This window comes from Pantoea stewartii (genome assembly GCF_011044475.1).
GTDB lineage: Bacteria > Pseudomonadota > Gammaproteobacteria > Enterobacterales > Enterobacteriaceae > Pantoea > Pantoea stewartii.
This window is the reverse complement of sequence record NZ_CP049115.1, coordinates 2,763,890-2,789,981: the sequence shown is the minus strand read 5'-3', so window position 1 is coordinate 2,789,981 and position 26,092 is coordinate 2,763,890. Positions and strand designations below refer to the sequence as shown.

The window sequence follows — 26,092 nt, the reverse complement described above, 5'->3', positions numbered from 1 at the left end:
AGGCACCGAGATGGCGTTATTAAATGTAGATAAGTTATCGGTGCATTTCGGCGACGATAAGGCACCGTTCCGCGCAGTAGACCGCATCAGTTATCAGGTTGAACAGGGCCAGGTGGTGGGCATTGTCGGTGAGTCGGGTTCGGGTAAATCCGTCAGTTCTCTGGCTATCATGGGGTTGATCGATTTCCCCGGTAAGGTGATGGCGGAAAAACTCGAATTCAACCAACGCGATCTAAAGCGTATCTCTGAAAAAGAGCGCCGTCAGCTGGTGGGCGCCGAAGTGGCCATGATTTTTCAGGACCCGATGACCAGCCTGAACCCCTGCTATACCGTGGGTTACCAAATCATGGAAGCCATTAAGGTCCATCAGGGCGGTAATAAAAGTACCCGCCGCCAGCGGGCGATTGATCTACTGAATCAGGTGGGGATTCCCGATCCGGCCTCGCGGCTGGATGTGTATCCGCATCAACTGTCTGGTGGGATGAGCCAGCGCGTGATGATCGCGATGGCGATCGCCTGTCGTCCAAAGCTGCTGATTGCCGATGAACCGACGACCGCGCTGGACGTGACGATTCAGGCGCAGATCATTGAACTGCTGCTGGACCTGCAAAAGCAGGAAAACATGGCGCTGATCCTGATCACGCACGACCTGGCACTGGTGGCAGAAGCGGCCCACCATATCATTGTGATGTATGCCGGCCAGGTAGTAGAGAGCGGCAAAGCGTCCGATATCTTTAAAGCCCCCCGTCATCCTTACACGCAGGCGTTATTGCGTGCGCTGCCAGAATTCGCGGCCGATAAAGCACGCCTGGCCTCATTGCCGGGGGTGGTGCCAGGCAAATACGATCGTCCAATGGGCTGTCTGCTGAATCCACGCTGCCCTTATGCTAACGATCGCTGCCGTAAAGAAGAACCTGAACTGCGGACGATTCCGGGACGTCAGTCCAAATGTCACTATCCGCTGGACGATGCCGGGAGACCAACCTATGAGTCCTGAGAAAACGAAGCACGACTATCTGCTGCAGGCTATTGACCTGAAAAAACACTATCCGGTGAAAAAAGGCTTATTTGGTCAGGAGCGGCTGGTCAAAGCGCTGGATGGTGTCTCTTTTAACCTAGAGCGCGGAAAAACACTGGCCGTGGTGGGGGAGTCAGGCTGCGGCAAATCCACGTTAGGCCGTTTACTGACTATGATTGAAACGCCGACGGAAGGGCAGCTTTACTGGCATGGTCAGGATTTATTAAAACACGATCCGCAGGCGCAAAAGCTGCGTCGACAGAAAATTCAGATCGTGTTTCAAAATCCCTATGGTTCGCTAAACCCGCGTAAAAAAGTCAGCCAGATTCTGGAAGAGCCGCTGATCATTAACACTTCGCTCACTAAAGCCGAGCGGCGTGAAAAAACGCTGGAAATGATGGCCAAAGTCGGTCTGAAAACCGAGCACTATGACCGTTATCCCCATATGTTTTCCGGAGGACAACGTCAGCGTATTGCGATTGCGCGTGGCCTGATGCTCGATCCGGATGTCTTAATCGCAGATGAACCGGTTTCGGCGTTGGACGTGTCAGTGCGTGCGCAGGTGCTTAACCTGATGATGGATCTGCAGCAAGACATGGGGCTGTCTTATGTCTTCATCTCTCACGATCTGTCGGTAGTTGAACATATTGCAGATGACGTGATGGTGATGTACCTGGGACGCTGCGTTGAAAAGGGCAGTAAAGAGGCGATTTTTGCTCATCCCCGCCATCCTTACACCCAGGCGCTTCTGTCGGCCACGCCACGTCTGAATCCTGACGATCGTCGTGAACGTATCAAGCTGACCGGTGAACTCCCCAGCCCGCTCAATCCGCCTCCGGGTTGCGCGTTCAATGCGCGCTGCCGTCGCCGTTTTGGCACCTGTGTTCAGTTGCAGCCGAAACTGAAGCAGTACGGTGAGCAGCAGATAGCCTGTTTTGCGGTTGATCAGGATGAAAACCAACTGATTGCGTCAGGTGATGTGACGCGCTAGAGATGTTCTCTCAGGCGGAATCCTTGTAGGTAAACGACAGGTGATTCCGCTTGACTGTAGAAGCCCGCAACGCTGTCGTTACCTTCCTGGCATCACTCATCGCCAAAATGCACCGCTGGTTAGTGGCACGTTCTTCCTCTGCCCGTTCGCGGCATTCATAAATCCTGGGATGTGACGTGCCGCCGGATTTGAAGAATACAGGTTTTGTTGGCCACGCATTCGCGTAGTAATACTTTACCAACCATAATTCAATATTCTCACAACCCTTAAGCACCAATGTCAGAATGCTGTAAAAACGACAGTACACGAGACAGCTTTTTTTTGCTTTCCAATACAAGGAGTTGTGTTAGCCATGCTCCCCGGGTTAGTAGATACTTAGATCTTAATCATTGAGGCTGATATTTTACTTAAGGCTGTCTCAATAATTTTACGAAATATATGTGAGTTAGTGCTCATTTTTTGCTAAACACAACTAATTAGCATTAAGCTTTCTTATTGAATCTGTTGGTTTTGTAATCAGAATTATCTCACTGTGTTCAAATTATTATGATATATTCCTGGAAAAATCCTCCCTATGTTTTAGGTTGTGGTGTATGAAGAATTACGACGACTTACAGCGTTTTAAGGAAAAGACAAAAACGCTCGATATCGCCTTTCAGGATATGTCAGGCCAATCGCAGGAAGCGGCGGAGAAAAGTAAATGGTCTCTCATTCGTCAACTGGCGAGTGACGATCAGCAAATGCCGTTTAGTGGTGGCCAGCGTATTGATTTACCCCAGCCACAACCGATTCAAGGTGATGAGTTTAGTCTGGACATGGGTTCAGCGTTAACTCAGAGCGCGCAGGTGTCGACGCCTGCATCTGCCTCTTCCCGTTCCCTCATAAACAGCCTGTCAGCCAGCGAGCCGCTTCCTGACGTGACTGAGCCTGCTTCACACGCTTCCTCTTCCCTGTTCCCGACATCCTCAGCAACGCCTCAGGCCGGGGTCGCTGTACAGAAGACGCATGCGCCGGTAACGGCACCTGACACTGCCCCCTCAATCCCGGCACGTCCTGAAGCAGAGAACGGTCGCTTCAGCGATCTGTTCCGTGCGCGTAACAGCGCGTCAGAGAATTTACCTAAAGAAACGTTATTAAAACCGTTACTGGAGAAGATTGCCTTATGCCGTTAGTTTGTGTGTGCTCGCCCAAAGGTGGGGTGGGAAAAACTACGTTGGCAGCCAATCTGGCCTGGAGTCTGGCCCGATCGGGTAGCAAGGTATTGGCAATTGATTTTGATGTACAGAATGCATTGCGTCTTCATTTCGGCGTTCCCCTGAATGACGGACGGGGTTTCGTTGCTCGCTCAGAAGAGCAGGCTGACTGGAGCCAGTCTATTTTGACGACCGGAGGGAACATTTTTGTTCTGCCTTACGGCAATGTTACCGAAGCCCAGCGTGAGCGGTTCGAAGAGAATCTGACTAAAGACCCGCATTTTCTCAAGCGAGGCCTTGATACGTTACTGAACTATCCCGGCCTGGTGATGGTAGCGGACTTTCCTCCCGGACCCGGACCTGCGCTTAAAGCCATCAGGGCGTTAGCCGATATGCATTTGGTCGTTATGTTGGCGGATACCGCCTCCGTGTCACTGTTACCCCATATTGAAGAAAACCGCCTGATTGGGCAGCCGCTGAACAGCCGGCACGGTCACTATTTTGTCCTCAACCAGTGCGACAATCGCCGGAATATCAATCGCGATGTGACCGCTTTTCTTCAGCAACGGCTGGGCGATACGCTCCTGGGGCAGATTCATCGTGATGAAAGTGTGGGTGAGGCCAACGCCTCGCAGCAATCCGTTTATGATTTCAGCCCTGCCTCTGCTGCTGCCTTTGATATCGAACTGATCACCAAGCGTGTCGCCAGTATTCTGAATATCACGGTGGGGAATGGCGAAGTTCAGGCGCAAATTAACACCGGTAACTACTAAATGTAATGACCTGCTCCGGCAGGTTAAAAAAAACAGCTCTTTCAGGGTGGGTCATGGGTAAACTTGGGTTTTACCTGCTGCTGCTGGTGCTTGCACCTGTTGCTGCGGTGATTATTATCACGCCGATGGATAGTCAAAAACAGTATATTTTTGGCTTGATTAGCATTGGTATGGTGTTTTTATTGGGGTTCAGTAAAAGCCGTAAAATAACGGTAGTGATGGTTATTCTTTCTGCCCTGATGTCATCCCGCTATATATGGTGGCGGACGACGGAAACACTGTATTTTAATTCTGAAATCGAAGCGATTCTTGGCATTGGCTTATATATTGCGGAACTGTATGTCTGGCTGATCCTTATACTCGGCTTCCTGCAAACCACATGGCCATTAAAGCGAACGATTGAACCCCTGCCGGAGGACACCAGCCTGTGGCCAACGGTTGATGTCTATATCCCCACGTATAATGAAAGTCTTGATGTCGTACGTGACACTGTTCTGGCCGCACAGTGCATTGACTATCCGCGTGACAAGATAAAGGTTTACCTGCTTGACGATGGAAAACGCCGGGAGTTTGCTGTATTCGCGGCCGACGTGGGTGTGGGCTACATCACGCGCGACGATAACAGCCATGCCAAAGCCGGTAATCTTAATCACGCAATGAAGATCACAAAAGGTGAACTGATTTGCGTGTTTGACTGCGACCACGTAGCGACCCGCACATTTTTACAGGCAACGGTGGGCCCGTTCCTGAAAGATCCTAAGCTGGCGCTGTTACAGACGCCGCACTATTTTTATTCGCCCGATCCTTTTGAACGCAATCTGCGAGCAGCGCGCAGCATTCCTAATGAGGGTGCGCTGTTCTATGGTCCGGTGCAGCAGGGTAATGACAACTGGAACGCGACCTTCTTCTGCGGTTCCTGTGCCGTCATTCGTCGTTCTGCGCTGGAAGAGATTGGCGGTTTCGCCGTCGAAACGGTGACCGAAGATGCCCATACGGCGTTGAAAATGCAGCGTCGTGGGTGGGGATCGGCCTTTCTGGCCATTCCTCTGGCTGCAGGCCTGGCGACTGAACGTCTGGGCCTGCACGTAATACAACGTACCCGCTGGGCCCGCGGAATGACGCAGATTTTCCGCGTCGATAACCCACTTTTGGGTCGTGGCTTAAAGTGGCAACAGCGGCTTTGCTATCTCAATGCCATGCTGCATTTCCAGTTTGGTCTGCCGCGCGTCATCTTCCTGACCGCCCCGCTGGCTTATCTGTTGTTCAATCTGAATATTATCCATTCGTCAGCATCGCTTATTTTTGCTTATGTCCTGCCTCATCTGGTGCTGTCGTTGTCGGTAAACTCGCGTATGAATGGCCGTTTCCGCTACACCTTCTGGGGGGAAATTTATGAAACCGTCATGTGTTTCCACCTGGTGATTCCGACGATTTTGACATTGCTGTCACCTAAGCATGGCAAATTTAACGTAACGGACAAAGGCGGCGTACTGGATCAGGGCTTCTTCGATTTCCATATTGTTCGCCCGCACGTCATCGTTGCGCTATTGCTCAGCATTGGCATCGTAGCGGGTATCGTGCGTGCGACGATGCATGACTATTTTGGTGTCGATCCTTACGTGATTGCCCTTAACGTAGGCTGGGCGATCTTCAGCTTAATTATTTTAATGGCCGCGATTGCGGTCGCGCGTGAAACCAAGCAGGTACGAAAAACGATTCGTATCGAGGTGCAGATTCCGGCCATTATTCATTACGCCAGCGGTATTTCCTCGCGCACTATGACCAGCGATCTCTCAATGGGAGGCGCGCATCTGGACGCACCGGATAACCGTCATGAGCATGACACGATTGAAGAGATCGATCTGTTGCTGAAATCCGGCACGATTACTATCCCGGCAAGCAAAATTTCCGGCGATGAAGAGAGCATTCGTCTCAGCTTTGGCGCAATGCCGCTGTCGCGTCGTCGCGAACTGGTGCGTGTGGTACTGGCGCGAGCGGATGCATGGATTCAGCCTGAATATAAGCAAGATAACCCCCTTACTTCTTTGGGTACCATTATTCGTACTGTTTTCGAACTGTTCTGGCTGACCTGGTTAGATCGCCGTGAGAAACGTAAAGGCGGAGCGCAAAACGTGGCGGTGAAAGAGGACAGTGCAGTATGAGAATGTTGATACAGTCGATGCTTGCAGGGTCGCTTTCGGCTGCATTGTGGGCTCTGCCGGCGTCGGCAGAGGCGCCTGTTGCTGGTAATAACGCCAGCCTTACTGCGGTAAATAACGGCCAGACCACGGACAGCAATGCGGTGTTAAACAACAGCGCGGCACCGGAAAGTGGCGCGGTGCCGAATAACAGCGCAGTAATCAACAACAGCCCTGCGACAGGTAGCAGTGCTGCCCCGATCATGAGGACTGCAGCGGATGGTAATACCACTCTCAACAACAGCGCCGCACCTGGCAGCAACGCAGTAATCAACAACAGCCCTGTGCCAGATAGCAGTGCTGCCCCGATCATGAGGACTGCACCGGATAGCAATACCACCCTCAACGACAGCGCCGCACCTGGCAGCAACGCAGTAATCAACAACAGCCCTGTGCCAGATAGCAGTGCTGCCCCGATCATGAGGACTGCACCGGATAGCAATACCACACCAAACAACAGCCCAGCGCCAGACGGCAATGCCGGGCTGAATAACAGCGCAGCCCCAGCAGCCAGCACCGGGGCAGAGAACCCTGCGGTATCAACCTCAACTCATGAGGCGGCTTCCGGATCGGCGATGCCGAATGGCGGGACAGCCGCTGCGCCGTCTGCCAGCAGCCCTGCTACCGTCACCCATGACAGCAGCGCGCTGTCGAGCGTACCGCCACCGGCGGGGCTTGATAACGCAGAACCGGCCCTGGAAGCGGCGGCGGGTGCAACCCCTTATGCACCGGGTCAGGCTACGGCGACCGCGATGGCCAGCAGCATGCTCAATCAGCCCGTCAGCAGCACGCTGAGCGTGGCGCAAATGGGGCAGCGGCAGGGGATTACGCTGACCGGTGGTCAACTGCAATCGGGTATCCTGTTTACGTTGCCAGGCGATGAGGTAGTGACCAACGCACGCCTTAACCTGTCGCTGCGCGTTTCCCAGGCGCTGGCGGCACGTAATACCTCTCTGCAGTTAATGTTAAACGGCCAACCGCTCGGTACGCTGCCGTTAGGTTCGGGCGACAGTGATGAAAGCGATTACCAGCTGGACATTCCGGCGGCCATGATCGTGTCCAACAACAACCTGAGTTTTAAAATTAACGACGCCGATAAGCTGTTGTGCGAAAAAGACAGTGCGGAACAGTATCAGGTGACTATTCTGCCCAAAACGATGTTGAGCCTTGAAGGCCAGCAGTTAAATATTGGCACCAGCCTGCGTAACTTCCCGCGGCCATTTATTGACCCGCAACGTATGACCGCAGCGGATGTCACGTTTGCCTTTACCAACAGCGTTTCACCCGACACGGTCACTGCGGCAGTGCTGGTGGCATCCTGGTTGGGCATTCAAAGTGATTACCGCGGCATCAGCTTCCCGGTCGTCCGCGGTACGCTGCCGGAAAAAAACGGCATCTTGTTTGGTCATCCCGGTGACAAGATTGGCACACTGACCTTTCCTGCCAGTTCAGGGCCCACCCTGCAAATGGTCGATAATCCAGGCAATCCGGTGTATAAGCTGCTGCTGGTGAGTGGCGCAGACGAAAATCAGTTGCGCCAGGCCGCGAATCGTCTGACAACCCAGCCCCTGACTACCGATGGCAGCATGTTACAGGTTAAGCCGCAATCCATTGCCAGTCGCAGTCCTTACGATGCGCCTCGCTGGATCAATACGCTCCATCCTGTCCGTCTGGGTCAGCTGTTGCGCAAAGATCAAAGCCTTACCGCAACCGGTATCTGGCACGATGCGATGCGGGTTAATTTCCGCGCAGCGCCCGATCTGTTTTTGTGGGATGGGGATACGGTTCCGCTCCATTTGCATTACCGCTTTCCGTCAGAGACCTGGATTGATGAGAAAAACTCACTGCTTAATGTCACCCTGAACGGAACCTTCCTGCGTAATCTGACCGTCAATAAAGAGGGGCTTCTGGAAAGCGTCTGGCACCGCCTGGGTGGCGATGCGCGTCAGGAGCATTACCAGATTAACCTCGATCCCTATCTGATTTACGGCGATAACCAGCTGGCGCTCTATTTTAATATTAAGCCCAAGGCGGATGCGCCCTGCGGCGTGTTACTCAACAACAATATTAAGAGCCGAATTGAAGAGGACTCCTGGATCGATCTGAGTCACACGCGGCACTTTAGCATGTTGCCTAACCTGTCCTATTTTGTGGGCGCTTCGTTTCCGTTTTCCCGTCTGGCGGACTTTTCACAAACCACACTACTGCTGCCCGGGCAGCCCAGCGATGCGGAAATTTCCACGCTGTTAAATCTGTCCGCTCGCGCGGGAAATGCGACGGGTGTTGTCCTGGCACAGAATCAGGTGTTGTTTGGTCTGCCAAACGGCGGCAATAACCTGGCACGGGTTCAGCAAACGGATTTACTGGCCGTGAGCACGACCGGAAACAGCGCATTCAATCAGGCAATGCTCGAAAACTCGCCTTATGACGCTAACGGCAGCGCGCTGGGTGTGAAAGAACCGACCACGCTTGAAAAACTGCGCAGCTGGCTGATGGGTGACTGGTATCGTCAACCACTGGATGCCGATCGCTATTTCTCTTCGAATGAGTCCTGGCGTGGTTTTCTGAGTTACCGCTCGACATGGAACCCGGATCGTCTGGTCGTGATGGCGGTTGCTACCAGTGACGACCAGTTGCTGAGATTACATGGTGACCTCAGCTCTGCCCGCATTAATGCGGCGGTAAGAGGCGATACTGCCATTATTACCGATGAGAATGGAATCCGAAGCTTCCGGGTTGGGCCGCAGTTTCCCAGTGGGGAAATGCCGTGGTACATGATGGTGGTATGGTATGCCAACCAGCACTCGGTATTAATGGCGCTGGCTGCACTGCTGTTTTCCGCCGTGGTGGGCAGTGCCGCGTGGGCCATGTTGAAACGACATGCCTCGCGTCGACTGCAGGCAAATGATAATCGCGATGCCGGTAAGAAGTAAGGGCCATAATAATGAATAAAAACCAAATCAGTGCCGGGATCTGTCGCGCGTTAGTGCTGGGCGGGACAATCGCCTTATCTCTGCCGCTTCAGGCAGCGGAGAGCAGCAATCCTGCGCTGCAGGCGTTATTTGATCAGGCAACCTACTGGCATCAAAAAGCGCACGATGATCTGGCGAAGGCGTCCCTGCAGAAAGTGTTAATGGTGGAGCCTGATAACACCCAGGCACTTTACCTGCTGGCGCTCTATTCTCAGCAAAGTGGCGATAATGCGGGCGCGATGCAGTACCGTGCGCGCCTCAGCCAGGTTTCGCCCAACGATCCGCACCTGGCTGAACTGGATAACGCTCGCCAGCTGCAAAGCATTCCTCAGGCACAGCTCTCCCTGGCTCGCCAGCAGGCGCGGAGTGGCAATATCGCGGCGGCCTTGCAAACCTGGCGCAATACCTTTAGCGGCAATGAGCCGCCCCCCAGCGTTGCTGCGGAATATTACCTGACCATGGCGGGTGACCGTGCCCTGCTGCCGCAGGCGATTGAAGCATTGCGCCAGTTTTCGGCTCAGCATCCGCAGGATATGGGGGCCAGACTGGCGCTGGGAAAAGCACTGACATATCAGGATTCAACCCGACGTGAAGGGATTGAGCTGCTCAGTACACTGGCCAGCGGCAATCAGGATGCCGATCGCTCTCTTCGCCAGGCACTTTTATGGCTGGGGCCCCAGGCTTCAGATGCGCCGCTTTACCAAACCTGGCAGCAGCGTCATCCCCAGGATACTGCGGTGATGGACTATTACCGTAAAAATGTCGGCGGCGCGGAGAAGGGGGCAGGTTTTAGCGCGCTGAACAGCGGTGATGTGAACAGCGCAGAAACCAGTTTTGGCAAAGTGCTGCAGGCGAACCCCCAGGATGCGGATGCGCTGGCTGGCATGGGTTATGTGGCTCAACGAGAAGGCCGTTATCAGGAGGCGGCGGACTACTTGCAGCGCGCGGCACAACTGGGCGGCGATCAGAGCGCCGATCGGCAGAAGCAGGCTGCTGATGCGCGTTTTTATGCCCAGTTAGCCAACGCCCAACAGGCATTTAAAAACGGTGACAGTGCGCAGGCACTGGCAATCAGCGCCCCCCTTACTCAGGCGGAAGGCGAAAAAGGCGTGGCAGCAGGCTTATTCCGCGCTGATGTGTTACGTCGAAGCAATCAACCTGAGCAGGCTGAGCAGGCTTATCGCACGATCTTAAAAAACGATCCGGATAACCGCAATGCGCGCGAAGGGCTGTTCTATGTCTTACGCCAGCAGAATCGCACTGCGGAGGCCAATACATTACTGGCTTCGCTGCCAGAAAGCGTCAGACAAAGTGTGGCGCCGCGTGGCAGCAGCGTCGATCCTGTTCGCCAGTTGGCGAAGCGGCAGGTGGCAGCGGGCAACATCAGTGCGGCTATCGCCACCTTGCAGCAGGGCATTCAGCGCTATCCGCAGGATGGCTGGTTACGCCTTGATCTGGCGCGACTTTATCGGCAGCAAGGTGATTCAATCCAGGCAGCGAGCGTGATGCAGCCAGTGATGCGCGACGGCGCCAGCACGGCTGAGCTTTATGCCGGTGCGTTAAACGCCAGCGAAAGTGGTGCCTGGCAGCAGGCAAGCGCATTGCTGGCCCGTATTCCCGCCAGTGCACAAACGCGTGATATGCGGGAACTGGCACAGCGGGTAAATTTTAATCTGCAAATGGCCACGGCCGATCAGTATCTGGCTCAAGGATCTGATGCGGCAGCGGCGAATACGTTAAAAGCCCTTGCCGTCAACCCGCCGGATAATCCGGTTGATGCGGGAAATCTGGCACAGAAACTGGCAAAAGCAGGCGATCTTGCCGGTGCCGTAGCGGTCGTGCGTGGCAATATGCAACGGGGTGTTCAGGGCAATGCCGGTGACTATGCTGCACAGGTGGCCGTGCTGAACCAGGCCGGACTTGAGAGTGAAGCACAACGTTTTCTGAGCACGCCTGCGCTGCAGGCACGCAGTACGCCTAAGCAACTGGCCGACTTGCGTGAAGGCTATTTGATTAACGAGGTGGATCGTCTGCGTCAGCAGAAACAGTACGCCGCCGCGTACGATAAGTTAATTGGCGCGCTGCAGCGCGATCCACAAAACCGCGATTTAATGTTTGCCATGGCCCGTCTCTATCAGGACGGCAAAATGAATAAAGACGCGGGCGTCGTCTATGACTACTTAATGACGCAGGATACGCCGTCGCAGGACGCGCGCGTTGGCGCGATCAATGTTGCCCTGGCGCAAAACGATGTGCAGCGTGCCAATGAACTGGCCCGTGGCCTGACGCCCGACCCGACGCCGCAGCGTCAGCTGCTGCTCGCGCAGGTGGCAGAAGCCAATGGCGACCATAGCCAGGCCATGCGTTATCTGCGAACGGCGCGGGGACAAATTATCGGTCTGCAAGGTGCGCAGCCCGGCACCACGCCAACCATCGGCGGACTGGCACTCGCTGACAACCCATTTGTGAACCGCAGCACCTCGCCTGTTGGGCGCACGCCGTCGACGTATGGCACGGTATTGCCCTGGCAGGTTGCGCCGGCCTCATCAGGCACATCGCCGGATGCCACCGTGGCTAGTACGACGAATGTTCCCTCTCAGCAGGCTCAGACGTTACATGATATTGATGCCATGATGGAAACCCTCCAGGAAAAAACGGGCACCTGGGCACAGGGCACGGTACAGGTACGCGGACGTGACGGTGAGTCGGGCCTGAGTCAGCTGACAGAAGCGAAAGCTCCACTCACTTTCTCAACTGTGCCGTTCGGCGACGCACGGTTCGACTTTACCATGACGCCAGTGTCACTGACGGCGGGCAGCGCTGCGGGCGATGCATGGCGGCGTTTCGGCACCAACGCGCTGGAACAAGGCAAAGTGGTGGCGGCCAATGGCGCAAAAGTGGACGACGTGCCGACGGCCTCGACCAATTCGCAAACGGCCTCAGGGGTTGAGCTAAGCCTGGCACTTAAGGGCGACAGCTACAAAGTGGATTTAGGCAGTACGCCGCTGGGCCAGGACCTGAATACGCTGGTCGGTGGTGTGCAGTGGTCGCCCAAAATCACGGACTTCCTGACGCTTATCCTGACCGGGGAACGGCGTGCGATTACTGACAGTCTGCTGTCCTATGTTGGGACTGAAGATAAATCCAGCGGCAAGCGTTGGGGGAACGTCACCAAAAACGGCGGTAATGCCTTACTGAGCTACGATAATGGCGACGCCGGCATGTATGTCGGAGCTGGCGCTTACAGCTATGTAGGTGAAAACGTAGCCAGTAACAACAACCTGCAAGCCAATGCGGGCGTCTATGTTCGTCCATTCCATGCTGACGATCGTGAACTTAAAGTCGGTATGAGTTTATCGTGGATGGATTTCTCGAAAAATCTCAGCTACTTCAGCTACGGACAGGGTGGCTATTTTAGCCCGCAGGATTATGCGTCCATCTCCTTCCCGATCGACTTCACGCGCACCTTCGATGACCTGAAGGTGAATATTGGCGGCGCGTTGGGTTACCAGAGTTACAGCCAGGATAAGAGTGCGTACTTCCCGAACGATCCGTCCCGTCAGGCACAGCTGGAAGCGCTGGCCGCCAACGGGCATGTCAAAAGCGCCTTCTACGAGGGCAACAGTAAAAACGGTGTAGGTTACAACCTGCATGCAGGTGCCGATTATAAAATCGATAAAGATGTCACGATTGGCGGGCAACTGGGTTATGACACCTTTGGTGATTATAACGAAAGCAGCGCGCAGCTCTATTTCCGCTACCTGTTCGGAGACAACTAATGAGTGAAGCTTTGAGTGGGCCGAGCCACCCACATCAGCCTGGCTGGTTTGATCTGGTCAGCGTTCTGGTCGAAGGCATGATTGCCAACGCGGGCCAGGAGCAGGCCACGGCTTTTTTATATAACATGGGTGAATCACTTGCGGCACGTTATGCGTTGCCCGCAGCCCGTACCGTGCAGGATCTGGAGCGTGAATGTAACCTGCAACTGGCCCGCTTCAACTGGGGGTTTGTTCAGTTACAGCCGCAGGATAGTGCCATCTTAATTAAGCACCACGCTGCACCCGCAGGCGACAGTTATCAGCCTGCCGCCGACTGGCAGACGGCATTTGCTGCCATTCTCGCGGGGCTTTTCTCCGGCTGGCTTCAGGGACAGGGCGGCAGTAAAGCCGTACCGGTGACGCTGGAGCTTAATGACGGCAATACGTTGCATTTCCGATATCAATAAGGTGCTCTGATGAGACTTAAGTCAGTGTGGTCAGGAATTCTGGTCTGTTTTATGGTGATGTTTTTTAGTGCTCAGGCGATGGCCAACGGGTGGGATACCTACAAAAGCCGCTTCCTGCAGTCAGACGGGCGCATTATTGATACGGGAAATAATAATGTCAGCCATACCGAAGGGCAGGGTTACGGCATGTTGCTGGCGGTCGCCTACGATGACCGCGCGGCTTTTGACCGGCTCTGGAAATGGACGCGCACCACGTTGCGAAATCCGCAAAACGATCTGTTCTACTGGCGCTATATTCCCGGAGCACAGGATCCGGTAGCGGATAAAAACAATGCTTCTGATGGCGATGTGTTAATTGCCTGGGCGTTACAGCGTGCGGCGCAAAAGTGGAACGTCGCAGATTACCAACAGGAATCAGACCGCATTCAGCGTGCCATTGTAAAACTTGATGTGGCGAATTTCGGCGGTTACACCGTGTTGATGCCCGGTGCGCAGGGTTTCAACAAAAACAGCTATGTGGTGCTGAACCCGTCTTATTTTCTGTTTGTTGCCTGGCAGGAGTTTGGCCAGCGCAGCCATCTACAGGTATGGAATAAGCTGATTGACGGTGGAATGGCCTTGCTGGGCAAAATGCATTTCGGCAACAGCGACCTGCCGCTGGACTGGGTAGCGCTGAATGCGGATGGTTCCGTTGCGCCAGCGGTGGGCTATTCAAACCGATTCAGTTATGACGCGATTCGCGTCCCGCTCAACATCTGGTGGTACGATCCGCAAAGCCTGGCGCTGGGCCCCTTTCAGCGCCTCTGGCAAGGTTATAGTCGCACGAATACGCCAGCCTGGTTTGATGTTCTGGCCAATACGGCGGCCCCTTATAATATGGACGGCGGCTTACTGGCGGTACGGGATTTGGTGCTGAACCAAACCGGCTACCTGAGCGACAAGCTGTCGCCCGGGCAGAACTACTTTTCTGCCAGCCTCCAGTTGCTGACCTGGACAGCCTGGCAGGAGAAGCACTAAGCGCCTGATGCCCGCTCTGCGGCATGCTGTTCCGGCATGCCGCTTTTCTTATGGTCACTGACGTGACCGCAATTCCGATTCGTCTGCTTCCGCCCCCTTAAGCCACAAATACATCTTGCGATAGGATATACTTGACGCGCTTTTCTTTTCTGATGTCTACGCTCGTCACGAGCCGGGAGTGAATTTTTGCGCGTAAGCCGATCGCTGACGATAAAACAGATGGCGACAGTCTCGCTGATTGCGACAGTGACCATCAGCATTTTTATCGTTATCCAACTGTTTCATTTTGTGCAACAGCGCAGAATCGACTACGCCCAGCAGATGGAGAATATCGCGCATACCGTGCGTCAGCCGCTGTCTGAAGCGGTGCTGAAAGCGGACATCCCTCAGGCTGAACGCATTCTTAATTCGTTAAAACCCGCCGGGATTTTGTCGCGTGCTGATGTGGTGCTGCCGAATGCGTTCCAGGCGCTGCATGCGAACTTCGAAAACGAGAAACCCGTTCCCAGACTGATCGCCAGAATCTTTGAACTGCCGGTGCAAATCACCTTACCGCTCTACTCTGTTGAGCATACCGGTTTACCGAAGCCGCTGGCTTATCTGGTACTGCAGGCGAATTCATTTCGTGTTTACCAGTTTATTCTGAGCACGTTCTCCACGATGATCATCACCTATTTGCTGCTGGCACTCATCCTGTCCGTTTCAATTAGCTGGTGTATAAACCGGTTGGTGGTGCATCCGCTGCGCCGTATCTCCCGCGAAATACAGGAACTGCCACCGCAGGCGATTCTGACCCACAAACTGTCTGTGCCAGCCGATCACCGTGACGATGAAATCGGTATGCTGATTCGCAGCTATAACCGCAACCAGCAGGTGCTTGAGTCCATTCATGATCAGATGAGTCGGTTAACAACGCATTTCGACGTCACCGATCTGCCGAATCGGGCGCTGTTTTTAGCTTTACTGGAACAGTTTATCCGCGCTCGTCGCCATGCTTTTAGTGTGATGGTGATACGCATCGAAACCCTGCAGGAAGCGAATGGTGTACTCAGTGATGAACAGCGCGATACGTTGATGCTGACGCTGGCCGAGAAAATTCGCAGCACCATTGATGATCAGACATTGCTGGCACAGACTGCTACCAGTGATTTTGTCTTACTGATGAAATCAGCCAGCAACCCCTTTCGCGCGATGCGGCTGGCCCGCAATCTGATGATTCGCCTTAATCAGCCTGTCACTCTGCATCAGCTACAACTGCGACCCAATGCCAGTATCGGTCTGGCGTTAAGCGAAGAAGATGAAACGACGGGGGCTAATGAGATGCTGGATCGTGCGACCTCCGCAATGATGTCAGCCCGTCGTCAGGGCAAAAATCAGATCCTGTTTTTTGATGCCGCCCTCACCGAACGGGCGCAAAAGCGCTTAACTCAGGAACACGATATCTTACAGGGCTTGCACGACGAGCAGTTTGCCCTCTATTTGCAACCCCAGATTGATATGCGCACCGGCAGGCTGGCGGGTGCGGAGGCACTACTGCGTATGCGTCAGGCGGACGGCCGGTACGGATTACCCGAAGAGTTCATCGCCAGCGCGGAAGAAATCGGGGTGATTTCAGCGATTGGCCGCTGGGTATTTGAAGAAGCATGCCGCATTCTGGCTGGCTGGCAGCGCCATGGGATGAGGGTCCCGCTGAGTATCAATATTTCTGCCGTTCAGTTACGCGATGTCAGCATTGTGAATCATCTGCAATCCTTGCTGGCGCGCCATTCAATTGCGCCAGGCACATTAGTGCTGGAGATTACCGAAACCGCGCAAATGGGCGATGCTGAGCAGGCTATTTCCCTGCTGCGGATGTTGCAAAAAACCGGCGTTGCCGTTGCACTGGATGACTTTGGGATGGGCTATTCCAATCTTAACTACCTGCATCAGTTTAAAGCCTTACCGGTTAACAAACTGAAAATGGATCGCAGCTTTGTTGCCGCGTTGCCTGAGGACGACACGATGGTGCGTATCGTGGCGGCCATTGCTGACATTATTGACCTGGATGTCATTGCTGAAGGGGTAGAAACCAGTGAACAGCGTGACTGGCTGCTGGCCCGCGGTATCACGATTGGTCAGGGCTATCTTTATTCTGAAGCCGTGCCGCTGGCGCAATTTACTCATCAATGGCTGGATAATGCCCTGGAGGAGGAATAACGCCCTGATTCCTTGATTTTGCGAGAAATTTAGTTACAAAACCCCTTGCTGAAGCGTTTCAGTTCAGAATTACGCGCCTATCATTTCCCCTGACTTTGCAGCCCTGTATTAATCACGTAAACAGAGTGTTATTTTCTGTCCACTGCCTGACCTGCCAGCCCTGTCAGACAGTCACAATAAAAAATCCGACAACATTACCTCTCGTTAGTGGATACCTGTTTATGAAACTATTTAAAAGCCTTTATTTCCAGGTTCTGGTCGCCATCGCCATCGGCGTGCTTCTGGGCCATTTCTATCCTGATTTAGGGACGCAGATGAAGCCGCTAGGGGATGGCTTTGTTAAACTGATCAAGATGATCATCGCCCCCGTGATTTTCTGCACAGTCGTTACCGGTATTGCCGGAATGGAAAGCATGAAAGCCGTGGGTCGCACCGGTGCGGTTGCGCTGCTTTACTTTGAAATCGTAAGTACCCTTGCGCTGATTATCGGCCTGATCGTCGTTAACGTTGTGCAACCTGGCGCGGGAATGAACGTTGATCCTGCGACGCTGGATGCCAAAGCGGTTGCCATCTATGCGCAACAGGCTGAGCAGCAAGGCATTGTGGCCTTTTTACTGGATGTGATTCCGGGTAGCGTGATTGGCGCCTTCGCCAGTGGCAATATCCTGCAGGTATTACTGTTTGCCGTGCTGTTTGGCTTCGCATTGCATCGTCTGGGCAACACGGGCACATTGATTTTCAATGTGATCGAGAGCTTCTCAAAGGTCATTTTCGGCATTATCAATATGATTATGCGCCTGGCGCCTATCGGGGCCTTTGGTGCCATGGCCTTTACCATTGGTAAATATGGCGTAGGTTCACTGGTGCAGCTTGGCCAGCTCATTATCTGTTTCTATATTACCTGTGTGCTGTTTGTCGTCGTTGTGCTGGGGCTGATTGCCCGCCTCTTCGGTGGCTTTAGCATCTTCAAATTCATTGCCTACATTAAAGAAGAACTGCTGATTGTTCTGGGGACGTCCTCATCCGAATCGGCGCTGCCGCGTATGCTGGATAAGATGGAGCGGCTGGGTTGTAAGAAATCCGTGGTGGGACTGGTCATTCCCACAGGTTACTCCTTTAACCTGGACGGTACCTCTATCTACCTGACGATGGCGGCCGTTTTCATTGCTCAGGCAACAAATGCGCATATGGATATCTTCCATCAGGTTACCCTGCTGGTGGTATTACTGCTCTCTTCTAAAGGGGCGGCGGGCGTTACAGGCAGCGGCTTTATTGTTCTGGCTGCAACACTGTCGGCAGTGGGACATTTACCCGTCGCCGGCCTGGCGCTGATTTTGGGTATCGACCGCTTTATGTCAGAAGCCCGTGCGCTGACGAACCTGGTAGGTAATGGCGTAGCAACCGTTGTGGTCGCGAAATGGGTTGATCAACTGGATAAAAAACAGTTGGGTGAGACATTAGCGGGCAAAAATGGCGCAAAAGACCCGTCTGAATCCACGATTTAATCCTTGAATGTGATTTAATCCTCTCAAATGTCCGCTGTCACTTGCCCTGACAGCGGGCATTTGGATAATAACCCCACTTGTTTTTTTTCAACGTTTTTCACTTCGTTGCGTGACATCCCGGTCTTCCTGTGGTCAAACCTGTTGTTAATGATCGGCAGCGCGAATCGGCAATGACCGGTTCGCTTATAAACGCGGCTAAACGTGCCAGTGATAACGATTTTTTGAATTGTTTGAGTAGGGGTTCACATGCAGGGCACCAGAATTCGGCTTTTGGTTGGTGGACTAGTGCTGGCAGCGACCAGTTACGGTGCATCCGCTGAAACGCTGCAACCTGATCCAGCCTGGCAACAGGGAAAACTGGACAACGGATTTAGCTGGCAACTGTTGGCAACACCGCAACGGCCAAGCGACCGCATTGAATTGCGTATGGTGGTTAACACAGGCTCACTGGTAGAAAGTGCGCAGCAAACCGGTTTTAGCCACCTTTTGTCACGTCTGGCGCTGGTTCATAACACCGCACTGGATACAAATCAGCAGCGTGCTTTATGGCAGCAGGGCATCGATCCACAGCGCCCGTTACCGCCCGTCATCACATCGTATGATTACACGCAATATAACTTAAGCTTACCCAATAACCGTCCAGACCTGTTAAAGGAAGCCCTGAACTGGCTGGCCGCGACGGCTGGCGATATGGCGATCACTAATCAGGTGGTAGACACCGCGTTATCTGCTTCCGATCCGGTTAAAACCTGGCCAACGGATACGCAGGATGTCTGGTGGCGCTACAGACTGAAAGGGTCCGCGCTATTAGCGCACGATCCGGCAGAGAAACCGCGCGCGCCGGTGGATATCGCACAGCTAAAAAGCTTTTATCAGCAGTGGTACACGCCGGATGCCATCACTCTGTATGTGGTCGGCAATGTCGACAGCCGTAGTTTTTCTGAGCAGATCAATAAAGCGTTCTCCTCGCTGGAAGGCAAGCGCAGTTCGGCTGCGCCGGTGCCGACCTTGTCTCCGTTACCGCATGATCCAGTGAATCTGGTAAGCGGCAGCGGCGCGCAGGACCGTCTTTCTCTGGTGTGGGATACACCCTGGCAGCCTATCCGTGATTCACAAAACCTCCAGCGTTACTGGCGGGGCGACCTGGCGCGTGAGGCGCTGTTCTGGCACGTTCAACGTGCGTTGAGCAACAGCAAAGCGCAGGGCGTTCAGGTTGGCTTTGATTGCCGGGTGCTTTATCAACGCGCCCAGTGTTCCATTAATATGGACACGCGCAACGACAGCCTGGAACAGAATATGAATCTGGTGGCACGTGAGCTGGCCGCCGTACGCGATAACGGTTTGCCTCAGGAAGAGTTTGACGCGCTGATGGCTCAGAAGCTGCTGGAACTGAATAAGCTGTTTACCACCTATGCCCGCACTGATACGGACGTGCTGATCAGTCAGCGCCTGCGCTCGCAACGTAATTCTGTGGTGGATATCGCGCCGGAACAGTATCAAAAGTTGCGGCAGGATTTCCTGGCAGGTCTGACACGTGATCAGATGAATCAGGAATTACGGCAGCAGCTCAGTCAGGAACTCATGATGGTGCTGATTCAGCCGGAAGGCGAAACAGAAACCAATGTGAAAAGCCTTAAAGCTGACTGGGACAAACTGATGGGGGAACCTGCTCCGTCGGCAGCGCAGTCAGGCGGCACTGACGTCAGCCAGCCGGAGAGCAGCCCCGCAGGTGACGCTGCCCCACCGGCCTCCTGATTGATCAGGTTTTTGCCCTGAGCCATTCGGTCACCAGCATCGGCCAGCTGGCAAGGGGCAAATCCGCTACACCACGAATGCCGAAGCCGTGCCCGCCTTTCTGATAAAAATGCACTTCCACGGGGACGTTATGTTCCCGTAACGCGCTAAAAAATACCATGCTGTTATTCACTGGCACGTCATCATCATCGGCGGCATGAATCAGCAACGTAGGCGGCACCTGACTGTGAACCCGGGTCTCGAGTGAATAAGCATCAATAGTTTTTTGATCGGGCCAGGCACCTAATAAGCGTGTGCGTGATCCTTCATGGGCCAGACCATCGCGCATACTGATGACCGGATAAACCAGAACCATTGCATCCGGCCGAGGCGACAGGTTTTCTGCACTGTCCTGAACGGGATAAAGTTTTTCGCCGAAACGCGTACCCAGGCTCGCGGTGACGTGGCCGCCAGCAGAAAAGCCCATCATCACAATATATTTTCCGTTTAGCCCGCGCTGTGCCCGTTCACGTAGTACGCGCACGGCGCGCTGTGCGTCGGCCAGCGGTGCATCTGGTCCTTCGTGATGTCCATCATAGGGCAGGCGATAAGTCATTACCGCCAGGGTATAACCCATCGAAGTAAAGAACGTTGCCAGCGCACTGCCTTCACGATCAATCATGATGCGCTGGTAGCCGCCCCCTGGCGCAACCAGCAAGGTGATGCCATTGGATTCAACAGGATGCCAGATAGCCATTTCCGGGCAGCGTACACCGGTTGCTACGCGGTCGTAGGGTTCATACTCTTTTGCGGTATCTACAATCTGGGGCTGAGCACGAGAATCGCTGGCGCCTGGCGCATCACCATTTGGCCAGATATTAATAATTTCTGTATTCATAGCAGTGTCCTGATGCGAGAGATGTTGTCGTTGTTTTGTTCGCGGCCGTGAGAACAGCATCCTGCTGTCGCTGTTTAAAAGATGGCCTGTTTTAATGTAATCGTCCAACCTAAAAGCGGTTTATACATGAGATTCGGACTATGCCTGGCGTTGAAGCTACCTGGCTAACTTGATAATTTAAAAGGAATAAAAACGCATTAAGATTAGAAACTGTTAACAGATGAGGACCATAGGCGACGGCGTTAAAACGGCTGAGCTGACTTAAGCTAAATGAGCGGTTTTTCATGTTGCCCTGACGGAAATAGCAGGAATTTATTCCCCTGTGATGTTTCAGGAAACATAATGTCTGGATGCCGGACGGTACGATGCCATTGCGGCTCAATATATCGTCCCGCTTCATGGGGGCTTATTAATCGTCAGTGTATCCTGACCGTCAACTCTCCAGAAGGCGTTCAGGTGGCGTTTCAGTAACAGCCCTCCGGATCACGGAACTGTCCCCTTGAGTTACCTTCGTGAACAGTTTTGGCGGCTTTACTACGGTGTCCCACGGTTTTCTGCCAACGCTGTTAGCGCATCGACGTCATTCTGCGCCTTTGCGTTGATGGCAAAAGCCATGCCATCGAAGCTCTCTTCAGCGAACGCAGGCGGTACCGTATCGTTGAATATCCTTTGCCTGCGGATAACGTCTGGGCTTCGTACCGCGGTTTTTGAAAAACAGGATGGGGGGATTTGGCTCAATAATCTGCGTCTTACACCCACTCGCTTTGTAAAAGCCTGACGCTTTTTCCCTGTCGCGTATACCAGACAGACCAGATTAATGCGCTTCGTATCCACCCCCGTTTTCCTTCAGGCACAGACATGCTGCCTGTACCGGTGTCCCTGTGATGAGCGACTGGCAATCATTCCGGCATTGCCGAACGCGGAATGATCGCACCGCGGTACTGAATCACTGTGCTGGCGGTGAGATGACCGCGCCGTGCCGCTTCTTCTGTCGTCGCGCCGACAAGTCGCCTGGCCAGGTAGCCCGCACTGAATGAATCCCCGGCGGCCGTGGTATCGACAATCTTTTCTTTTGGCAGCGCGACGGAAGGCACCTCGGCCAATGGCTGGTCTTCAAACGCAATCAGGCACGATTCCGCCCCGCGTTTGATGACGACTTCCTTTACGCCCGCATCACGTGCGCGGGCAATGACGTCCTCAACAGACTGTTCGCCCCATAACAAGTGCTCGTCATCCAGCGTCAGGAACGCCATATCCGTGTTTTCGAGCATTGTCTGGTAAGCCTGGCGAGTAGTGACCTTATCTTTCCACAAGCGCGGGCGGTAATTATTATCAAATATCACTTTCCCCCCGTTTGCCCTACAGTCTGCGAGCAGTTGCATGAGCCGGGCGCGACTGTCGTCAGGCAGGATAGCCAGGCTGATTCCGCTCAGATAAAGATAGTCGTAATGTTTAAGCTGTTGGCAAATGTCGTCGGCACCCGGGCCATCAAGCCAGTAACGGGCTGCCGCATCACTGCGCCAGTACCAAAAGGAGCGTTCGCCCTGATCGTCGGTTTGGATCATGTACAAACCCGGCATTTTGTTTTCAAGGCGCTGGATCAGTGCAGTATTGACGTTTTCCGCCTGCCAGCGAGTCATCATCTCTGCGCTAAAGGGATCAATGCCCAGTGCGGTGACATAATCAACCCGTACATCCTGTTGACTGACCTGCCGGGCCAGATAAACCGCAGTATTCAGCGTGTCACCGCCAAAGCCGCGTTTGAGGTTCTCACCCTTCTCGGACAACTCAATCATGCACTCACCAATAATAGCGATCTTTATCTGCGTCATGGTTTCAGGCCTGTAGTAAAAGTTCGCTTCAGTCTCGCGTTTGTAAGGCCTGTCGTCAACTTTTTAAAACAGTGTTTTAATTTAATTTAGGGCGCTAAAACATGATAATTAACCCGATAACGCGCCCTGTTTCGGCGATTGTCGTGTCAAAACTCGCGTAGACTCGTGGCTCCTATGTGGCCAGATTTTCACTATGTATCGAAATACAAACGATAATTGCCGCTAAGCCGCCCAAATGAAGGCGCTTACTATCAACCAGGAAAAGACCATGGTTATGGAGAATATTAGTCAATGGCTACCTTCTTCAGTTGACATCACTCCCCAGCAGAAAAAGCGCCTCTTCTGGCGACAGTGTCAACGCCAGTATACCTTTCAGCCTATCTACAAAGTCTCTGGGCGGCTGTTGGCGATTGAGTTGCTGACGGCGGTCATGCATCCGTCTGAACCTGAAAAAAAACTCTCTCCGGAAGCGTATTTTGCTGAGCTGGAGATAGCAGAGCGCCTTGACGTTGTGCAGGAGCAGTTAACGTTGCTCAGCCAGTGGGAAGCTTTCTTTGCCGATAATGAGGTCATGGCATCAGTCAATATTGACGGCCCCTCTCTGTCATTAATACAACACCATCTGCCGATTCGCAGCCTTATCACCCGATTGCCCTGGGTGCGCTTTGAACTGACCGAGCACCACGTTTTGCCTCAGGAAGAGATGGTGGCGCAAATGCCGGAGTTGGGGCCGCTCTGGCTGGATGATTTCGGCTCAGGGATGGCAAATTTTTCTGCCCTGACGGAGCTGAAATACGACTACATCAAGTTGTCGCGCGAATTGTTTATTTTGTTGTGTGCATCGGGGGAAGGGCGAACACTCTTTCCTATGCTGTTGTCGCTGATTAACCGCTACTGTAACGGCGTTATTGTTGAAGGCGTGGAAACGCAGGATGAATGGGAGCAGGTAAAAGCCTCTCCGGCCATTGCGGCGCAGGGATATTTTTTCTCACGCCCCGCCCCTTTTTCGGAACTGGCGTACCTGCCTGTCCAGCTTGATTGATCCCTTCCGGCTCGCTCTCGACTATCTTTAACGGAGACCGTGAAAGAGCAGGGAGGATGCCTAATGTCACGCGCTGGAAAAATAGTCAGTTGGATAGCGGGAATTTTAGTCCTGGTGATCGTCGTCGTGGTCATTGTCATTGCCACATTCGACTGGAATCGCCTGAAGCCGACCATCAACAAAAAAGTCTCAGCAGAACTGAACCGACCTTTTGCCATTCGTGGTGATTTGGGTATCGCGTGGCAACGACAACGCGACGAACCGGGATGGCGCAGTTTTATCCCCTGGCCGCATCTGCATGCCGAAGACATCATGCTGGGCAATCCGCCTGATATTCCCGATGTCACTATGATTCATCTCCAGCGCGTCGACGCAACGCTTGCGCCGCTGGCACTGCTGCACAAACAAGTCTTTATCCCCTGGATAAAGCTACAGCAGCCGGATGCCCGGTTGATTCAAACCGCCGACAAGAAAAACAACTGGACGTTTACGCTCGCTGAGAGTGACAGCAAAGACGACAATGCGCCGCCTTCCGCCTGGTCATTTCGGCTGGACAATATTCTGTTCGATCAGGGAACCCTGCTTTATCGCGATGCGGTTAACAAGGCTGATGTCACTGTAAAACTCAATTCGCTTGGCAAACCTGTGCCTTTCGCGCAAATCGCGGGTGGAGACGACAGCCAAAAAGGGGCGGGCGACTTTGTTTTCGGCTGGCAGGCCGAAGGGCGCTATAACAATGAAAAACTCACGGGCCAGGGTAAGCTCGGCGGCATGTTATCACTGCGAAGCCAGACGACACCGTTCCCGGTGCAGGCGGATGTCCGTAACGGTACTACACGGGTACAGCTTTCTGGCGGTGTGCAGGATCCGTTAAATCTGGGCGGACTGGATGTGCGTTTGCGTTTTTCTGGCGACACGCTGGCGAATCTGTATGGCCTGACGGGCGTGTTATTACCGGATACGCCGCCCTATGAAACAGATGGTCGCCTTATTGCTAAATTCACTGGTAAAGACGGGTCTGTTTTCCGCTATCAGGCATTCAATGGGCACATTGGCGATAGCGATATTCATGGCTCCCTGACCTACAGCCAGGGCAAACCTCGCCCTAAACTGATAGGGGAACTGCGCTCTGACCAATTGCGTATGGCAGATTTGGGGCCGCTTATTGGCGTTGACTCCGGCAAAGGCAGTGAGAAAACGCAACAGGCTAAGGCAAAGCGCGGCGAAAAATCGACACAGCCTGCCGATCGTGTTTTGCCTCATGATCAATTCGATACGAAAAACTGGTCGGTGATGGATGCTGACGTGAAGTTCAGTGGTAAACGTATCGAACACAGTAATTCCTTGCCGTTAAGCGATCTTTACACGCATTTGCAGCTTGATAACGGTAATCTACTGCTCGATCCGCTGCGTTTTGGCATGGCCGGGGGCAACCTGAACAGCACTATTCGTTTAGAAGGCGATCGCTCTCCCATGCGAGGCCGCGCGGATATTCATGCGCGTAAACTTCGCCTGCGCCAGTTGTTTCCCAATGTACAGGCAATGCAAAACAGTCTGGGACAGCTTAACGGTGATGCCAGCTTGACGGGCACGGGCAATTCTGTGGCTGACCTGCTCGCAACCAGTAACGGCCAACTCAAGCTGCTAATGAACGACGGACTGATTAGCCGCAACCTGATGGAGATTGCCGGATTAAATGTCGGTAACTATCTGGTTGGTAAGCTGTTCGGTGATGATGAGGTGCGCATCAACTGTGCGGCAACGGATCTGAAATTGCAAAACGGTCTGGCCACGCCAAACCTGTTTGTGTTCGATACGGAAAATGCGGTCATCAACGTGACGGGAAATGCGAATTTCGCCACTGAACGTCTGGACCTGTCTGTGAATCCAGAGAGTAAAGGCATTCGTATCGTGACCCTGCGCTCACCGCTGTACGTCCGTGGTACGTTTAAAAATCCGGATGCCGGTGTGAAGACCGGGCCACTACTGGCGCGTGGTGCGGCAGCCGTTGCCTTGGGTGCCGTGGTAGCACCGGCGGCGGCCTTACTGGCACTGATTTCCCCCAGCGATAATGATGAAAATCAGTGCAGCCGGGTATTGCAGCAGATGAAAAGCAAAAAATAATCAGTTGCGATAGAGCACTTTGATGATGTGATAACCAAACGCGGTTTTCACCGGCCCAAAGGGTTGTAACAGTGGGCAGGTGAAGGCCGCTTTATCAAATGCAGCTACCATCTTTCCCCGCCGGAATTCACCCAGATCGCCGCCGTTTCGGCCTGAAGGGCAGATGGAGTGTTTTTTAGCAAGCTGCTGGAAATTCTCCCCTTTTTTCAGCTTCTCCAGCAAGACTTTCGCCTCTGCCTCCTGTTTCACCAGAATATGTAAAGCCGCGGCAGTTTTCGCCATGATGGTGTCTCTGTTGTGTATAATTGCCCTCCATTATAAACCCGTCTTTTCAAATCGCAGAGACGTTAACGGCACCGCGTTCATGCCGTTGG

17 protein-coding genes are annotated in these 26,092 nt (G+C 53.5%); 14 read left to right on the top strand and 3 right to left on the bottom strand.

What is annotated here, in order from left to right:
• The first annotated feature begins 10 nt into the window (after positions 1 to 10).
• The 12 genes from dppD to G5574_RS13230 all read left to right on the top strand — a co-directional run bounded on the left by dppD (position 11) and on the right by G5574_RS13230 (position 19,843).
• Positions 11 to 997, top strand: a complete 987-nt coding sequence (gene dppD, locus G5574_RS13285) for a dipeptide ABC transporter ATP-binding protein (RefSeq protein ID WP_006121410.1) — start codon at positions 11 to 13, stop codon at positions 995 to 997.
• Entirely contained in the window at positions 987 to 2,009 is a 1,023-nt protein-coding gene (dppF, locus tag G5574_RS13280) for a dipeptide ABC transporter ATP-binding subunit DppF (RefSeq protein ID WP_033737317.1), read from the top strand. Before dppD ends, dppF begins: the two co-directional genes overlap by 11 nt.
• A gap of 593 nt (positions 2,010 to 2,602) precedes the next feature.
• The gene (bcsO, locus tag G5574_RS13275) at positions 2,603 to 3,181 is read left to right on the top strand and encodes a cellulose biosynthesis protein BcsO (RefSeq protein WP_006121412.1); all 579 of its coding nucleotides are present in this window, start codon (positions 2,603 to 2,605) and stop codon (positions 3,179 to 3,181) included.
• On the top strand, positions 3,172 to 3,975 hold the full coding sequence (gene bcsQ / locus G5574_RS13270; RefSeq protein WP_033737319.1) for a cellulose biosynthesis protein BcsQ: 804 nt from the start codon (positions 3,172 to 3,174) through the stop codon (positions 3,973 to 3,975). The genes bcsO and bcsQ overlap by 10 nt, the downstream gene beginning before the upstream one ends.
• Positions 3,976 to 4,028: 53 nt before the next feature.
• Positions 4,029 to 6,137 carry a UDP-forming cellulose synthase catalytic subunit gene (bcsA, locus tag G5574_RS13265; RefSeq protein WP_006121414.1) on the top strand — a complete coding sequence of 703 codons (2,109 nt, stop codon included), beginning with the start codon at positions 4,029 to 4,031 and terminating at the stop codon, positions 6,135 to 6,137.
• Positions 6,134 to 9,106, top strand: coding sequence for a cellulose biosynthesis cyclic di-GMP-binding regulatory protein BcsB (gene bcsB, locus G5574_RS13260; protein ID WP_164482736.1), 2,973 nt, complete (start codon positions 6,134 to 6,136; stop codon positions 9,104 to 9,106). The genes bcsA and bcsB overlap by 4 nt, the downstream gene beginning before the upstream one ends.
• Positions 9,107 to 9,117: 11 nt before the next feature.
• The gene (locus G5574_RS13255; protein WP_058701523.1) at positions 9,118 to 12,924 is read left to right on the top strand and encodes a cellulose biosynthesis protein BcsC; all 3,807 of its coding nucleotides are present in this window, start codon (positions 9,118 to 9,120) and stop codon (positions 12,922 to 12,924) included.
• Positions 12,924 to 13,370 (top strand): cellulose biosynthesis protein BcsD, encoded by a 447-nt coding sequence (gene bcsD / locus G5574_RS13250; RefSeq protein WP_039339205.1) that lies wholly within the window; start codon positions 12,924 to 12,926, stop codon positions 13,368 to 13,370. Before G5574_RS13255 ends, bcsD begins: the two co-directional genes overlap by 1 nt.
• A gap of 9 nt (positions 13,371 to 13,379) precedes the next feature.
• Entirely contained in the window at positions 13,380 to 14,387 is a 1,008-nt protein-coding gene (locus G5574_RS13245; RefSeq protein ID WP_033737323.1) for a family 8 glycosyl hydrolase, read from the top strand.
• Between the two features lie 186 nt (positions 14,388 to 14,573).
• On the top strand, positions 14,574 to 16,583 hold the full coding sequence (gene hmsP, locus G5574_RS13240) for a biofilm formation regulator HmsP (RefSeq protein WP_164482735.1): 2,010 nt from the start codon (positions 14,574 to 14,576) through the stop codon (positions 16,581 to 16,583).
• A gap of 215 nt (positions 16,584 to 16,798) precedes the next feature.
• Entirely contained in the window at positions 16,799 to 18,088 is a 1,290-nt protein-coding gene (locus tag G5574_RS13235; RefSeq protein WP_172677667.1) for a dicarboxylate/amino acid:cation symporter, read from the top strand.
• Between the two features lie 246 nt (positions 18,089 to 18,334).
• Positions 18,335 to 19,843 carry a M16 family metallopeptidase gene (locus G5574_RS13230; RefSeq protein WP_033737328.1) on the top strand — a complete coding sequence of 503 codons (1,509 nt, stop codon included), beginning with the start codon at positions 18,335 to 18,337 and terminating at the stop codon, positions 19,841 to 19,843.
• Positions 19,844 to 19,847: 4 nt separating this feature from the next.
• Here G5574_RS13230 and G5574_RS13225 read toward each other — a convergent pair whose 3' ends face one another.
• Positions 19,848 to 20,720, bottom strand: a complete 873-nt coding sequence (locus G5574_RS13225; protein WP_006121422.1) for an alpha/beta hydrolase — start codon at positions 20,718 to 20,720, stop codon at positions 19,848 to 19,850.
• An 899-nt stretch (positions 20,721 to 21,619) separates the two neighbouring features.
• Entirely contained in the window at positions 21,620 to 22,552 is a 933-nt protein-coding gene (kdgK, locus tag G5574_RS13220; RefSeq protein WP_054634730.1) for a 2-dehydro-3-deoxygluconokinase, read from the bottom strand.
• Positions 22,553 to 22,820: 268 nt separating this feature from the next.
• On the opposite strand from kdgK, the gene pdeH reads away from it, so the two are divergent.
• The gene (pdeH, locus tag G5574_RS13215; protein WP_033737337.1) at positions 22,821 to 23,594 is read left to right on the top strand and encodes a cyclic-guanylate-specific phosphodiesterase; all 774 of its coding nucleotides are present in this window, start codon (positions 22,821 to 22,823) and stop codon (positions 23,592 to 23,594) included.
• A 63-nt stretch (positions 23,595 to 23,657) separates the two neighbouring features.
• Positions 23,658 to 25,718 (top strand): AsmA family protein, encoded by a 2,061-nt coding sequence (locus G5574_RS13210; RefSeq protein ID WP_033737340.1) that lies wholly within the window; start codon positions 23,658 to 23,660, stop codon positions 25,716 to 25,718.
• On the opposite strand, the gene ppiC is transcribed toward G5574_RS13210, so the two are convergent.
• Complete coding sequence (ppiC, locus tag G5574_RS13205; protein WP_006121426.1) at positions 25,719 to 26,000, bottom strand: peptidylprolyl isomerase PpiC; 282 nt, start codon at positions 25,998 to 26,000, stop codon at positions 25,719 to 25,721.
• Between the last annotated feature and the right edge of the window lie 92 nt (positions 26,001 to 26,092).

Excerpts from the sequence above, each read along its gene's own strand:
- dppD (WP_006121410.1), top strand. The coding sequence starts at position 11 with ATGGCGTTATTAAATGTAGATAAGTTATCGGTGCATTTCGGCGACGAT.
- dppF (WP_033737317.1), top strand. The coding sequence starts at position 987 with ATGAGTCCTGAGAAAACGAAGCACGACTATCTGCTGCAGGCTATTGAC.
- bcsO (WP_006121412.1), top strand. The coding sequence starts at position 2,603 with ATGAAGAATTACGACGACTTACAGCGTTTTAAGGAAAAGACAAAAACG.
- bcsQ (WP_033737319.1), top strand. The coding sequence starts at position 3,172 with ATGCCGTTAGTTTGTGTGTGCTCGCCCAAAGGTGGGGTGGGAAAAACT.
- bcsA (WP_006121414.1), top strand. The coding sequence starts at position 4,029 with ATGGGTAAACTTGGGTTTTACCTGCTGCTGCTGGTGCTTGCACCTGTT.
- bcsB (WP_164482736.1), top strand. The coding sequence starts at position 6,134 with ATGAGAATGTTGATACAGTCGATGCTTGCAGGGTCGCTTTCGGCTGCA.
- G5574_RS13255 (WP_058701523.1), top strand. The coding sequence starts at position 9,118 with ATGAATAAAAACCAAATCAGTGCCGGGATCTGTCGCGCGTTAGTGCTG.
- bcsD (WP_039339205.1), top strand. The coding sequence starts at position 12,924 with ATGAGTGAAGCTTTGAGTGGGCCGAGCCACCCACATCAGCCTGGCTGG.
- G5574_RS13245 (WP_033737323.1), top strand. The coding sequence starts at position 13,380 with ATGAGACTTAAGTCAGTGTGGTCAGGAATTCTGGTCTGTTTTATGGTG.
- G5574_RS13230 (WP_033737328.1), top strand. The coding sequence starts at position 18,335 with ATGCAGGGCACCAGAATTCGGCTTTTGGTTGGTGGACTAGTGCTGGCA.
- G5574_RS13225 (WP_006121422.1), bottom strand. The coding sequence starts at position 20,720 with ATGAATACAGAAATTATTAATATCTGGCCAAATGGTGATGCGCCAGGC.
- kdgK (WP_054634730.1), bottom strand. The coding sequence starts at position 22,552 with ATGACGCAGATAAAGATCGCTATTATTGGTGAGTGCATGATTGAGTTG.
- pdeH (WP_033737337.1), top strand. The coding sequence starts at position 22,821 with ATGGTTATGGAGAATATTAGTCAATGGCTACCTTCTTCAGTTGACATC.
- G5574_RS13210 (WP_033737340.1), top strand. The coding sequence starts at position 23,658 with ATGTCACGCGCTGGAAAAATAGTCAGTTGGATAGCGGGAATTTTAGTC.
- ppiC (WP_006121426.1), bottom strand. The coding sequence starts at position 26,000 with ATGGCGAAAACTGCCGCGGCTTTACATATTCTGGTGAAACAGGAGGCA.